The organism is Mesorhizobium sp. WSM4807 (assembly GCF_055811615.1).
Genome location: NZ_JBVVQY010000019.1, coordinates 87,557 through 100,720, shown reverse-complemented (window position 1 = coordinate 100,720; position 13,164 = coordinate 87,557). Strand labels below are relative to the sequence as shown.

The window sequence follows — 13,164 nt, the reverse complement described above, 5'->3', positions numbered from 1 at the left end:
TTAGACCAACTTGCTCAAGTTGGACGCACAAAGTACGCACTAACACTTTGAATCTATGCATCGTGCTTTCCGAAGATCGATTCTGATCTTCGGGCCGATGCATTGGACCAAAGTCATAATCCCAAAGGCGGGCTGCCTCTGGGCGGCGCTTTCTGTCATTTCTCGCGGCGATTGCTGGCCGAGTTCGTGTTCCAGAGGCACGACACGGCGCAGCATCAAGCACAGCGAGATGTCACGGGAGGACGAATTCATGGCAATGGCAGCGACCGCCGGCAGAGCAAGCCGCGGCATGACGCGGGAAGAGAAGAAAGTCATCTTCGCTTCCTCACTCGGCACCGTTTTCGAATGGTATGATTTTTATCTCTACGGCACTTTGGCGGCCGCGATCGGCGCTGCGTTCTTCACTCAGTATCCCGAAACAACGCGCAACATCTTCACGCTGCTGGCTTTCGCCGCAGGCTTCCTCGTGCGCCCGTTCGGTGCGCTGGTATTCGGCCGCATCGGCGATCTCGTCGGCCGTAAATACACCTTTCTCGTCACCATCCTGATCATGGGCCTGTCGACCTTCCTGGTCGGCATACTTCCTGGCGCGGCCAGTTGGGGCATCGCGGCGCCGATCATCCTGGTTGCGCTGCGCATGCTGCAAGGCCTGGCGCTCGGTGGCGAATATGGCGGTGCCGCGACCTACGTCGCCGAGCACGCTCCCGACGACCGTCGTGGCTTCTACACGTCGTGGATCCAGACGACAGCCACGCTCGGCCTGTTCCTGTCGCTGATCGTCATCCTGACCGTGCAGAATTCACTGAGCAAGGAAGACTTCGCGGAGTGGGGCTGGCGCATTCCGTTCCTGGTTTCAGCGATCCTGCTGGGCATTTCGGTCTGGATTCGCCTGTCGCTTGCCGAATCGCCGACATTCCAGCGGATGAAGGACGAAGGTAAGGGTTCCAAGGCGCCACTGACGGAAGCGTTCGGCCAATGGAAGAATGCCAAGATCGCCATTCTGGCGCTTCTCGGCCTTACTGCCGGCCAGGCCGTGGTCTGGTACAACGGCCAATTCTACGCGCTGTTCTTCCTGCAGAACGTGCTCAAGGTCGATGGCCAGTCGGTCAACATCATGATCGCCATCGCGCTGGCGCTCGGCACGATCTTTTTCGTCGTGTTCGGCTGGCTCTCCGACAAGATTGGCCGCAAGCCGATCATCATGGCTGGCCTGGCGCTGGCGATCGTCACGACCTTCCCGCTGTTCAAGGCGCTGACTTGGGCAGCCAACCCGGCGCTCGCCACTGCGCAGCAAAACACCCGTGCCACGATTACCGCTGCGCCTGGCGACTGCAAGTTCCAGTTCAATCCGACGGGAACGCGCAAGCCTCTCACGTCGTGCGATATTGCGACGGATTTCCTTGCCAAGAGCTCCGTGCCCTATGACATTGTCACGACAGCGGCAGCGGGCACCGCGGCCAGCGTCAAGATCGGCAACGAAACGGTGACGTCCTATGATGCCGTGGCAGCCGCAGACAAGGCAGCTTCAAGCGACGCTGCGTTCAAGAAGGCAATCAACATTGCGTTGCAGGACGGCGGCTATCCGCTGAAGCGTGCTGCGGCCAAGGTCGCCGACCAGAAGCTTGACGCCTTCGTCGCGGCCAATCCGGAACTGAAGCTCGACGCCGCCGCAATCCGCGCCGGCGACAAGACGACGGTTGCGGCCGACCAGGCGATCAAGGACAAGCTGCTTACGGCCGAAGAGGCCAAGGCGGGAGCGCCTGAGGTCACCGTCTACAGCGTCCCGGCAGCAGGCGCCTTTGCGATGTTTGCCGACCCTGAACAGGTCAACTGGGCAAAGGTCATCGGCATCCTGTTCGTCCTGGTCCTTTACGTGACCATGGTCTACGGACCGATCGCCGCGATCTTGGTCGAGATGTTCCCCACACGCATCCGCTATACCGGCATGTCGTTGCCCTATCACATCGGCAATGGCTGGTTCGGCGGCCTGCTGCCGGCGACGGTGTTCGCGCTCAGCGCCTACAGCGGCGATATCTATTACGGCCTCTGGTATCCGGTGGTGATCGCGGCGATGTCGCTGGTCATCGGTATGATCTTTGTCAAGGATACGCTGGGAACGGACTTGCACGCCAAGACCTGATCCTCGCCTGACAGCAAAAATGAAAAGCCCGGCGCGAGTGATCGCGCCGGGCTTTGCAATTCGTCAAAAGCGATGCGGACGAAAGGTTTAGCTCTTCCGGTCCTGTTTTTCTTCCTCGATGGCCGCTTCGTGATACCAGCCGCTTCCGAAATCCGTACGGTTGCGCAATGAGGCAAGTTCTGCCGCGAACTTAGCCTTTCCGCTTAAATTTGAGGCAGAAGCGCGCGCTGCCACCGGGAACATCAGGATTTTGGCCGACTGACGAGCAGGAGTGATTTCCATTGTCGGTCTCCCTTCTTCTGCAGAGCCTTGCCGATTCAATCTTTCCACAAGATAAGTTCTGCAATCCAGTTAGGCAATATGATTATAAAAAGATCAGTATCTGCCTGTTATTTATGCAGAACATGCTTGTGATTGATCCGGACGCATTGCGATTACGCGGCACCGGATTTGTCGGGATGCGGCGTCAGTTTTGTCGCATCCTTGGCCGGTGAAAATGGCACACGAATTGCTTTTTAATAGTCCGGCAGGTCGGCTGCAGGGTGGCTGGCATGCCGGCGCCGTCCAAGATTCGGTGATCAAAGCAACGAGAGGCTAGAATGACGAAATACAAGCTCGAGTACATTTGGCTCGATGGATATACCCCGGTTCCCAACCTTCGCGGAAAGACGCAGATCAAGGAATATGCCGAATTCCCGACGCTCGACCAGCTTCCGCTGTGGGGCTTCGACGGTTCCTCGACCATGCAGGCCGAAGGCCACTCGTCCGACTGCGTGCTGAAGCCGGTCGCCATCTATCCGGATCCCGCGCGCACCAATGGCGTGCTCGTCATGTGCGAAGTGATGATGCCGGACGGCGTGACGCCGCATGCATCCAACAAGCGCGCCACCATCCTCGACGACGAGGGCGCCTGGTTCGGCTTCGAGCAGGAGTATTTCTTCTACAAGGACGGCCGCCCGCTCGGCTTCCCAGAGAGCGGCTACCCTGCGCCGCAAGGCCCATACTACACCGGCGTCGGCTACAGCAACGTCGGCAGCGTCGCCAGGCAGATCGTCGAGGAGCATCTCGACCTCTGCCTCGCCGCCGGCATCAACCATGAAGGCATCAACGCCGAGGTGGCCAAAGGCCAGTGGGAATTCCAGATCTTCGGCAAAGGCTCCAAGAAGGCCGCCGACCAGATGTGGATGGCCCGCTACCTGATGCAGCGCCTCACCGAGAAATACGGCATCGATATCGAATACCACTGCAAGCCGCTCGGCGACACTGACTGGAATGGTTCCGGCATGCACGCCAACTTCTCGACCGCTTACATGCGCGAAGTCGGCGGCAAGGACTATTTCGAGGCGCTGATGGCCGCCTTCGACAAGAACCTGATGGATCACATCGCCGTCTACGGGCCGGACAACGACAAGCGTTTGACCGGCAAGCATGAGACCGCGCCGTGGAACAGGTTCAGCTATGGCATCGCCGACCGCGGCGCCTCGATCCGCGTGCCGCATTCCTTCATCAACAACGGCTACAAGGGTTATCTTGAGGATCGCCGTCCGAACTCGCAGGGCGACCCCTACCAGATCGCTTCCCAGATCCTGAAGACGATCGCCTCCGTCCCGACCAGCGCCGAAGTTTCGGCCGCCGCTTGAGCATCGCTCACGGCGCAGACGTCTGTGTCTGCGCCGTGTCTCGCTCTCGTCGCGTCGGGTTTTTGCCAAGGGCGACAACACCAACTGCTCGATTGAGTGTTCTCCATCCCAAACAAAAAACCCCGCCGGATCGCTCCGGCGGGGTTTCGTTTGTCGCTTAGCCGATCCGGTCAGACCGAATAATACATGTCGTACTCGACCGGATGCGGGGTCATTTCGAAGCGCATCACTTCGGCCATCTTGAGCTCGATATAGCTGTCGATCTGGTCGTCGTCGAACACGCCGCCAGCCTTCAGGAAGCCACGGTCCTTGTCGAGGCTCTGCAAGGCTTCGCGCAGCGAGCCGCACACAGTCGGGATTTTCTTCAGTTCCTTCGGCGGCAGGTCGTAGAGATCCTTGTCCATCGGCTGGCCGGGATGGATCTTGTTCTTGATGCCGTCGAGGCCGGCCATCAGCATGGCGGCAAAGGCGAGGTAAGGGTTCGCGCCGGGATCGGGGAAGCGGACCTCGACGCGCTTGGCCTTCGGCGACGAGCCGAACGGGATGCGGCAGGAGGCAGAGCGGTTGCGCGCCGAATAGGCGAGCAGCACCGGCGCTTCATAGCCCGGGACCAGGCGCTTGTAGGAGTTGGTCAGCGGGTTGGTGAAAGCGTTGATCGCCTTGGCATGCTTGATGATGCCGCCGATGTAAAACAGGCAGCTCTCGGACAGGCCGGCATATTCATTGCCGGCGAAGGTCGGCCTGCCTTCCTTCCAGATCGACTGGTGGACGTGCATGCCCGAGCCGTTGTCGCCGAAGACCGGCTTCGGCATGAAGGTGGCCGTCTTGCCGTAGGCATTGGCGACCTGGTGCACGACGTACTTATAGATCAGCATCTTGTCGGCGTTGCGGACCAGCGTGTCGAACTTGATGCCGAGTTCGTGCTGGGCAGCGGCCACTTCGTGGTGATGCTTTTCGACCCGCACGCCCATTTCGGCGAGCACGGTCAGCATCTCCGAGCGCATGTCCTGCGCCGAGTCGATCGGCGGCACCGGGAAATAGCCGCCCTTGATGCGCGGACGGTGACCGAGGTTGCCGGTCTCATAGTCGGTGTCGTCGTTGGACGGCAATTCGGTGGAGTCGAGCTTGAAGCCGGTGTTGTACGGGTCGGCCTTGTACTTGACGTCATCGAACACGAAGAACTCGGCTTCCGGGCCGACGAAGATCTGATCGCCGATGCCTTCCGCCTTCATATAGGCTTCGGCCTTCTTGGCGGTGCCGCGCGGGTCGCGGTTGTAGGATTCTCCGGAGATCGGGTCGAGGATATCGCACAGGATGACCATGGTCGACTGCGCGAAGAACGGATCCATATGCACCGTCTCGGTATCGGGCATCAGCACCATGTCGGACTCGTTGATCGCCTTCCAGCCGGCGATGGAGGACCCATCGAACATGACGCCGTCGGCAAACATGTCTTCCTCGACCTCGACGACATCCATCGTCACGTGCTGCAGCTTGCCCTTCGGATCGGTGAAGCGCAGATCAACGAATTTAACGTCGTTGTCCTTGATCTGCTTCATGATGTCTTTGGCTGTCGTCATGTCATGTTTCCCTGTCTGATGACGTTTCGAGGAAATGATCTGAAATCAGAAAGCTCAGACCGCGTCCATCCCTGTTTCGCCGGTGCGGATGCGCACGACTTCCTCGATGTTGGAGACAAAGATCTTGCCGTCGCCGATGCGGCCGGTCTGGGCCGCCTTGCGAATGGCTTCGATCGCGCCTTCGACCGCCTCGTCGCCGAGCACGACCTCGATTTTCACCTTGGGCAGAAAATCCACGACATACTCAGCGCCGCGATAGAGTTCGGTATGGCCCTTCTGGCGGCCAAAACCCTTGGCCTCCGTAACGGTGATGCCTTGCAGCCCGGCCTCCTGAAGCGCTTCCTTCACTTCGTCTAGCTTGAACGGCTTGATGATCGCTTCGATCTTTTTCATGTAAAAAATGGCCTCCACTGCCAAAAGACGGGTTGTGAGCCCCGCTTGCGCCTCCTTCAAGCACGAATTGTGCCAATTTGAGGGGATTCGAAGCGGTATCACGCGATTTCGATGCCATGCCGCGTTGGGGGGTAAATTCGCGTCATTCGCTGCGTTGGATGCGTCATGGATACTGGGAACCTACACATTGTCGGCGCTTTCGTCCGCACAATAATTGGGCAGACAGAGCATTTCGTGAGCATTTGTGCTTCGACGAAGCCATTGTCCCCAAGATGTGCTTATGGATTGTGCCACCTCATCACCGTTTGCTTCGAACCGAAAACTGGACAATGTTTTGACCACAAGGATCGGGCTTGAGCCAATGCGGATCGGCATCCATGAACAATGAAATTTTGTCTCCGGCCGAAATGGCCGAGGCCGACCGGTTGACGATCTCCGCCGGACCTCTCGACGGCATTGGCCTGATGCGCAATGCAGGTGCCGCGGTCGCTGCGGTGGTGCTCGCCCATTGTCCGGCTGCCAGGCGCGTCCACGTGTTGTGCGGGCCGGGCAACAATGGCGGCGACGGATATGTCGTCGCCCGCATTCTTCAGGACAGCGCCATCGACGTCTTGATGTGGGCATCCGGCTCGCCCAAAGCCGGCAGCGACGCGGCGCTCGCCGCTTCGGAATGCCCGGTCAGGCCTCGGCCGCTGTCGGAATTTGCCGCCGAGACAGGAGCGATCCTGGTCGACGCCCTTTATGGGGCAGGGCTGTCCAAGCCGCTATCCGGCGATGCCGCCAGGGCGGTCGAGGTTGCGACAGAACTGAACCTGCCCGTCGTTGCGATCGATCTGCCCTCAGGCGTGTCAGGCGAGAGCGGCCAGATTCTCGGCCAGGCATTCCGCGCCCGATTCACGGTGACGTTCGCGCGAAAAAAGGCCGGCCATCTGCTGTTGCCTGGGCGCGAGATGTGCGGCGAGCTGGTGATTGCCGACATCGGCATCGGCGATAGGATCATTGCGCAGCTTGAACCGCGGACCTTCGAGAACACCCCGCCGCTTTGGTTAAAAAGTTTCCCGATGCCAGCCGTCGACACGCATAAATACAGGCGCGGCCATGTCGGCGCTTTTTCTGGTGGGCCATCTGCGACGGGTGCGGCACGGCTGTCGGCGCTCGCCGCGGCCAGGAGCGGGGCAGGGGCGGTGACCGTGCTGTCGCCGGCGAACGGGCTGCAGGTGAATGCCGCGCATTTGACTTCGATCATGCTGCGCAAGGCCGACAGCATCGCGGACGTACAGGAATTCATCGCCGGCCGCTGGCCGTCGGCTTTCGTCCTCGGACCCGGATTTGGCGTCGGCGAAAAAACACGCGATTTTGCCCTCGGCGTACTGGCCGCCGGACAGCAGCAAGACGGCCGGGTCGACGGGCTGGTGCTCGATGCCGATGGCATCACCGCGTTTCGCGATACGCCCAACGTTTTGTTCGAAGCCGCCCGCCGCCCGAACGCGCCGGCGCTGGTGCTGACGCCGCATGAGGGCGAATTCGCCAGGCTGTTTCCAGACATCGCCGGAGACAAGAACCTGTCCAAGCTGGCCAAGGCGCGCACTGCCGCCGAGCGTGCCGGTGCCATCGTCGTCTACAAGGGCGCGGACACGGTGATCGCGGCGCCCGATGGCAGGGCAGCGATCAACGGTAACGGCGCGCCATGGCTGGCCACAGCCGGGTCGGGCGACGTGCTGTCGGGCATCATCGCCGGTTTCCTGGCGCAAGGCATGCCGGCTTTCGAAGCCGCCTGCGCGGCGGTCTGGATCCATGCCGAGGCCGGCAGCCGTTTCGGGCCTGGGCTGATCGCCGAAGACTTGCCGCTGGCGCTGGTGCCGGTGCTGCGCGAGCTTGTCGAAAATCGCCACGGGATGACCGCTGAATGAACCGTCGGCTCGCCTTGATCGCTGTGATTTTCGTCAGCCTCTTCCTAGCCAACCTCGCGCGCGCCGAAGGTCCGGTGATGATCGTCGACGATCCGGCCTTGCTTGCCGCCCTCGACACCAAGGGTTTTGGCTTCGCCGGCATTTTTGGCGTCGATGGCGGGGGCGACCTGAAGGCGCTCTATGACAAGGCGCCTGCTTATCACCGGATCGTCGAAACGGTTGCCGGCGATGTCGCCGCGCTGCGGGCCGAGATGAAGGCTGGCGGGCGGCCGCTCTACGAAGTCACCGACGGCAATGTCGGCCGCATCATGGACATGCGCTGGCTGAAGACCGACGCCGCCCGTTTCCGGCTGGTCGGTGTCGTCAACCGGCTCGATCGGCGTGATTTCGCCGATATACGAGGCGACGGGCGCTGCGGCGAGGTGCGTTTCATCTATCGCCTTGCCTACAGCTTCAAGAAAAATGGCAAGGTTCTGGCCTCGCGCCTGCCGTTCAACTTCAATGCTATCTACAGCGCCGCGCCGGACGCCGACGGCGGCTGCGTCGGCGTTGCCGGGCGCTGGACGCCGCAGCTCGACGAGACCGTCGATACCGGCTGGCTCATCGGCGGGCCGCTGGAGAAGGCCGGGCTGACCTTCAAGCAGCTCGAGCTCAACGCCCAGGTGGTGCGCTTTCCCTCCGGCCAGGAGACCGAATTCGGCGGGCAGGCCGCCTATCTCATGCGGATTTTCGGCGTCGATGGAGAGACGGTCAGCGAAAAGCCGCTGGAAAACACGCCGGATGTGGCGCTGCTCTCGGAAAACGCCGCTCTGAAAGCAAAACTTGCCGACTATATCAGCTCCAATCTCGCGGCGGTCGATCTCGGCGTCTATGAAATCCCCGATGAATTCCTGGCGAAGAAGGTCATTTCGTGGTCGACTTTCGGCAGCGCAAGGCAGGCCAATCACCCGTTCACGCCGCTATTCCAGCCCGCGGATTTTTCTGGGCTCGACTATTCCGCACTGAAGCTGGTGCGCACGCCGGAAGCGCTGGTCGAGCGGCTGGATAATGGCGCCTGCCAGGGTTGCCATCAGGCGGGTTCGACCGCCGGTTTCCATTTCATCGGCCTCGACGACAAGACCACATCGCCGCTGAACCGCATCGAAGTCGGCATCTCGCCGCATCTCCACGCCGAGATGCCGCGGCGCGAAGCGTGGCTGCGCGCGACCGTCGAGGGCAAGGAGCCGAACCGCCTCCGCCCGCTGTCCTTCGCGCCGCCGGCCGCATGGCAGGACGCCGGCGAGGTCGCCTATCTGCCGGCCGAGGTGGCGATGCCGTGTCTGATGCCGGAGGACGCAAAGCACTTCGCTGCGGGCTGGCAATGCGGCGGCGGCACCGTCTGCACGGTGCTGGCGACTGCATCGGGCGTGCGGACGAAATTGGCGCAATGCCTGTTGCCCAAGGGCAGCGAAAAGATGTTCTCCGGCCATCCATGTCTGACCGGCTCGATCGCCAGCAACCCGGCGCAGCCTTTCAATGACCGCTACAGCATATCAGGCCAATTCGCGGCCTTCGCCACCGATATTTCGCGCACCGCCTACACTTGCCGGCCGCCGAAGATCGGCGTGCCGGCCGGCATCGCCTATCGCGGCTGCAATGACAAGGATCGTGCCTTTGCCGGCTTCAAGCCGGGCAAGCCGATGCCGAACGAGATCTGCGGGCTGGTCGGCGGGAAAAAATTCGACATTTGCGTGGCGACCAACAATTTCGACCAGTGCCTCGGCGGCGCCGTTAATCGCGGCAACAGGCCGGCCTGCTCGGCCGATCATTTCTGCCGCGAGGATTATATGTGCCAGTCGCTGCCGCCCGATACGCCTGGTATCGGCAGGGTAAAAGGTATCGGCTTCTGCTCGCCGACCTATTTTATCTTCCAGATGCGCTTCGACAATCATGCCACGCCGTGGTCGGGCGCCGTCCGCGCGACGATGGGCGCGGGGTTCGGCGCGGCGGAAGCGGAGTGAGCTTTTGCTGTGGTCGCTTTCGCGACATCAGCGTCTCACAACGGAATGTTGTCGTGCTTCTTCCAGGGGTTCTGCATATCCTTGTTGCGCAGCATGCGGAGCGCGCGCGCAATGCGGCGGCGGGTCGAATGCGGCATGATCACCTCATCGACATAGCCGCGCTCGGCGGCGACGAAGGGCGACAGGAAGCGATCCTCGTAAGCCTTTGTGTGCGCTGCGATCTTCTCCGCATCGCCGATGTCCTTGCGATAGATGATCTCGACCGCGCCCCTAGCGCCCATCACCGCGATCTGCGCCGTCGGCCAGGCATAGTTCATATCGCCGCGCAGATGCTTTGACGCCATCACGTCATAAGCGCCGCCATAGGCCTTTCGGGTGATGACGGTGATCTTCGGGACCGTCGCTTCGGCATAGGCGAACAAGAGCTTGGCGCCGTGCTTGATCAGCCCGCCATATTCCTGCGCGGTGCCTGGCAGAAAGCCTGGAACGTCGACGAAGGTGACGATCGGAATCGAAAAACAGTCGCAGAAGCGTACGAACCGCGCCGCCTTGCGGCTGGCGTCCGAATCGAGCACGCCGGCCAGCACCATCGGCTGGTTGGCGACGAAGCCCACCGTGCGGCCTTCGACGCGCCCGAAACCGGTAACGATGTTTTTCGCAAAATTCTGCTGGATCTCAAAGAAGTCACCCTCGTCGGCAACTTTAAGGATCAACTCCTTGATGTCATAGGGTTTGTTGGCGTTGTCGGGGATCAGCCGGTCGAGCGACAGATCATGATCGGTGACCGACTGGTAGCATTGGATCTCGGGGATATCAGCCGTGTTGGAGGCAGGCAGCAGATCGACCAGCCGGCGCATCTGCAGCAACGCCTCGACGTCATTGTCGTAGGCGCCATCGGCGATCGAGGACTTGGTCGTGTGGACGAAGGCGCCGCCGAGGCTCTCGGCAGTCACCGTTTCGTTGGTGACCGTCTTCACCACGTCCGGGCCGGTGACGAACATGTAGGAGGTGTCGCGAACCATGAAGATGAAGTCCGTCATTGCCGGCGAATAGACGTCGCCGCCGGCGCAAGGGCCCATGATCAGCGAAATCTGCGGGATGACACCGGAGGCGAGCACATTGCGCTGGAAGATCTCGGCATAGCCGCCTAGTGCTGCAACGCCTTCCTGGATGCGGGCCCCGCCGGCGTCGTAGAGGCCGATGATCGGCGCGCGGTTGCGCAGCGCCATCTCCTGCACCTTGACCACCTTTTCGGCGTGGGCCTCGGACAGCGAGCCGCCGAACACGGTAAAGTCCTTGGCGAAGACATAGACCGGGCGGCCGTTGACGGTGCCCCAGCCGGTGACGACGCCGTCGCCGGCGATCTTGGTCTTCTCCATACCGAAATCGGTCGAGCGATGCTCGACATACATGTCGAACTCCTCGAACGAACCCTCGTCGAGAAAGACGTCTATGCGTTCGCGCGCGGTGAGCTTGCCCTTCTTGTGCTGAGCGTGGATGCGGGCCTGGCCGCCGCCCATGCGCGCCATATCGCGGCGGCGCTCGAGTTCCTTCAGCACGTCCTTCATCGGTCGATCCCCAAAACGGAAGCTGATTTGTGGTAATCATGACGGCAGGCGAGCGCAAGCGCCGCTTCGCCATGGCTTTCGCTGCGCTGCAACATGACGCCCCTTGCATTTCGCAACGAACTGGGCCATATGCGGCGACATAGGCGCTTGGGCCGGGACTATCCGGCCTTCTCGACGAATGAGACTGGTTGCGTCTGTTTTCCCTCTTTCCGACATATCGGCAAGGCGGCGAAAAAGCCCCGTGGCATGATGCCTGCGGGCACGACAGCGCAGCCGTGCGGACGATAACGTCCGCCGCCTTGTCGTTTCATGACAGTTTTTTCGACGGCAGGTTGTTGCGCCCTGCCGCCATCGATGTTTGCGGCCAGGAGCCGCGTGAAAGAAGAATATTTTGACCAACGAAAACACTTTGACCGGCAAGGACACTCTGACCGGTAATGACACTGGGGAACTTTCAGGTTTCGCAGCACTTGGAATTACGGGCGCGCTGCTCAAGGCCACCCATGGCGCCGGCTTCACCGATCCGAAGCCGATCCAGGCGCAGGCGATCCCGCCGCAGCTGGAAGGCCGTGACATTTTCGGCATCGCCCAGACCGGTTCGGGCAAGACTGCGGCGTTCGCGCTGCCGATCCTGTCGAAGATCATCGCGCTCGGCACCAAGCGCCGGCCGAAGACCGCTCGCGCGCTGATCCTGGCGCCGACGCGGGAACTCGCCGTGCAGATCGAAGAGATGATCAAGCTGCTCGCCAAGGGCGCGCATGTCTCGACAGCACTCGTGCTTGGCGGCGTCTCGCGCTTCAGCCAGGTAAAAAAGATTGCTCCCGGCGTCGACATTTTGATTGCCACGCCCGGCCGGCTGACCGACCTGGTGCGTGAGGGCGATCTCGTGCTTGCCGACACCAAATGGCTGGTGCTGGACGAGGGCGACCGCATGCTCGACATGGGCTTCATCAACGACGTCAAGCGCATCGCCAGGGCGACCGCGCCGGACCGTCAGACGGTGTTGTTCTCGGCGACCATGCCGGCCGAAATCGCCGAACTGGCCAAGGGTCTGCTGAAGAACCCGATCCGCGTCGAAGTGGCGCCTCACAGCACTGCGGCGGCCGAGATCGTGCAGGGCGTCGTCTTTGCCCGTACCAAGCAGAAGCGCCAGGTGCTTTCGACGATGCTCGCCGACGAGGCTATGAAGTCGGTCATCATCTTTTCGCGCACCAAGCATGGTGCCGACAGGGTGACCAAGGACCTCGAGCGCGACGGCTTCAAGGCCGCCGTCATCCATGGCAACAAGTCGCAGAACGCCCGCCAGAAGGCGCTGAATGATTTCCGCGAGGGTTCGGTGCGTATTCTTGTGGCGACCGATATCGCGGCGCGCGGCATCGACGTGCCCGGCATCAGCCACGTGGTGAATTTCGACCTGCCGGACGAGGCGGAGAGCTATGTCCACCGCATCGGCCGCACCGGTCGTAACGGTATGGACGGCATCGCCATCACGCTTTGCGACCCGTCCGAGAACAGCAAGCTGCGCCAGGTCGAGCGTATCATCCGCACCAAGCTGCCGATCGTTGCCGACCATCTCGGCAGCCCCGATCCGCAGCGCAATCCCGCCGAAAAGTACGAGCGCAGCTTCGAGCCGGCCAACGACCGCAATGGCCGTCGCGACGGCAGGCGTCCCGGTGGCCAGAACAACGGCTTCGGCAAGAAGCGCTTCGGCGAGGCCTTCGCCGGCGAGCGTAAGCCGGAAGGCGCCAAGCCCTTCAAGGGCAACAACAAGCGTCGTTTCGGCGGCAAGCGGCCAGCGGCGCGGGCTGCGTAATCAGATAGTGCAGCCGGGGGGGGGGGGGGGGGGGGGGGGGGGGGGGGGAAAAAAAAAAAAAAAAAAGGGGGGGGGGGGGGGGGGGGGGGGGGGGGGGGGGGGGGGGGGGGGGGGGGGGGG

The 13,164-nt window shown here is 61.7% G+C and carries 9 protein-coding genes; 5 read left to right on the top strand and 4 right to left on the bottom strand.

Annotated elements, in window-relative coordinates:
* The first annotated feature begins 250 nt into the window (after nt 1–250).
* Complete coding sequence (locus AC0L3N_RS23175) at nt 251–2,140, top strand: MFS transporter (RefSeq protein WP_473549679.1); 1,890 nt, start codon at nt 251–253, stop codon at nt 2,138–2,140.
* An 87-nt stretch (nt 2,141–2,227) separates the two neighbouring features.
* Here AC0L3N_RS23175 and AC0L3N_RS23170 read toward each other — a convergent pair whose 3' ends face one another.
* On the bottom strand, nt 2,228–2,422 hold the full coding sequence (locus tag AC0L3N_RS23170; RefSeq protein WP_123151494.1) for a DUF2735 domain-containing protein: 195 nt from the start codon (nt 2,420–2,422) through the stop codon (nt 2,228–2,230).
* A 317-nt stretch (nt 2,423–2,739) separates the two neighbouring features.
* Between AC0L3N_RS23170 and AC0L3N_RS23165 the strand changes: the two genes are divergently transcribed.
* On the top strand, nt 2,740–3,780 hold the full coding sequence (locus AC0L3N_RS23165; RefSeq protein WP_287139218.1) for a glutamine synthetase beta-grasp domain-containing protein: 1,041 nt from the start codon (nt 2,740–2,742) through the stop codon (nt 3,778–3,780).
* A gap of 170 nt (nt 3,781–3,950) precedes the next feature.
* Here the strand turns inward: AC0L3N_RS23165 and glnA are convergent, their stop codons facing one another.
* Together glnA and AC0L3N_RS23155 are read right to left on the bottom strand one after the other, a co-directional pair.
* Nucleotides 3,951–5,360: a type I glutamate--ammonia ligase gene (gene glnA / locus AC0L3N_RS23160; RefSeq protein ID WP_473549678.1), complete on the bottom strand. Its 1,410-nt coding sequence runs from the start codon at nt 5,358–5,360 to the stop codon at nt 3,951–3,953.
* Between the two features lie 54 nt (nt 5,361–5,414).
* The gene (locus AC0L3N_RS23155; protein ID WP_095494897.1) at nt 5,415–5,753 is read right to left on the bottom strand and encodes a P-II family nitrogen regulator; all 339 of its coding nucleotides are present in this window, start codon (nt 5,751–5,753) and stop codon (nt 5,415–5,417) included.
* A 377-nt stretch (nt 5,754–6,130) separates the two neighbouring features.
* Here AC0L3N_RS23155 and AC0L3N_RS23150 point away from each other — a divergent pair, with 377 nt between their 5' ends.
* The gene (locus tag AC0L3N_RS23150) at nt 6,131–7,663 is read left to right on the top strand and encodes an NAD(P)H-hydrate dehydratase (RefSeq protein ID WP_473549677.1); all 1,533 of its coding nucleotides are present in this window, start codon (nt 6,131–6,133) and stop codon (nt 7,661–7,663) included.
* The gene (locus tag AC0L3N_RS23145) at nt 7,660–9,663 is read left to right on the top strand and encodes a hypothetical protein (RefSeq protein WP_473549676.1); all 2,004 of its coding nucleotides are present in this window, start codon (nt 7,660–7,662) and stop codon (nt 9,661–9,663) included. Before AC0L3N_RS23150 ends, AC0L3N_RS23145 begins: the two co-directional genes overlap by 4 nt.
* Nucleotides 9,664–9,698: 35 nt before the next feature.
* Here the strand turns inward: AC0L3N_RS23145 and AC0L3N_RS23140 are convergent, their stop codons facing one another.
* On the bottom strand, nt 9,699–11,231 hold the full coding sequence (locus AC0L3N_RS23140; protein WP_473549675.1) for an acyl-CoA carboxylase subunit beta: 1,533 nt from the start codon (nt 11,229–11,231) through the stop codon (nt 9,699–9,701).
* A 409-nt stretch (nt 11,232–11,640) separates the two neighbouring features.
* Between AC0L3N_RS23140 and AC0L3N_RS23135 the strand changes: the two genes are divergently transcribed.
* On the top strand, nt 11,641–13,044 hold the full coding sequence (locus tag AC0L3N_RS23135; RefSeq protein WP_473549686.1) for a DEAD/DEAH box helicase: 1,404 nt from the start codon (nt 11,641–11,643) through the stop codon (nt 13,042–13,044).
* Nucleotides 13,045–13,164: the final 120 nt, after the last annotated feature.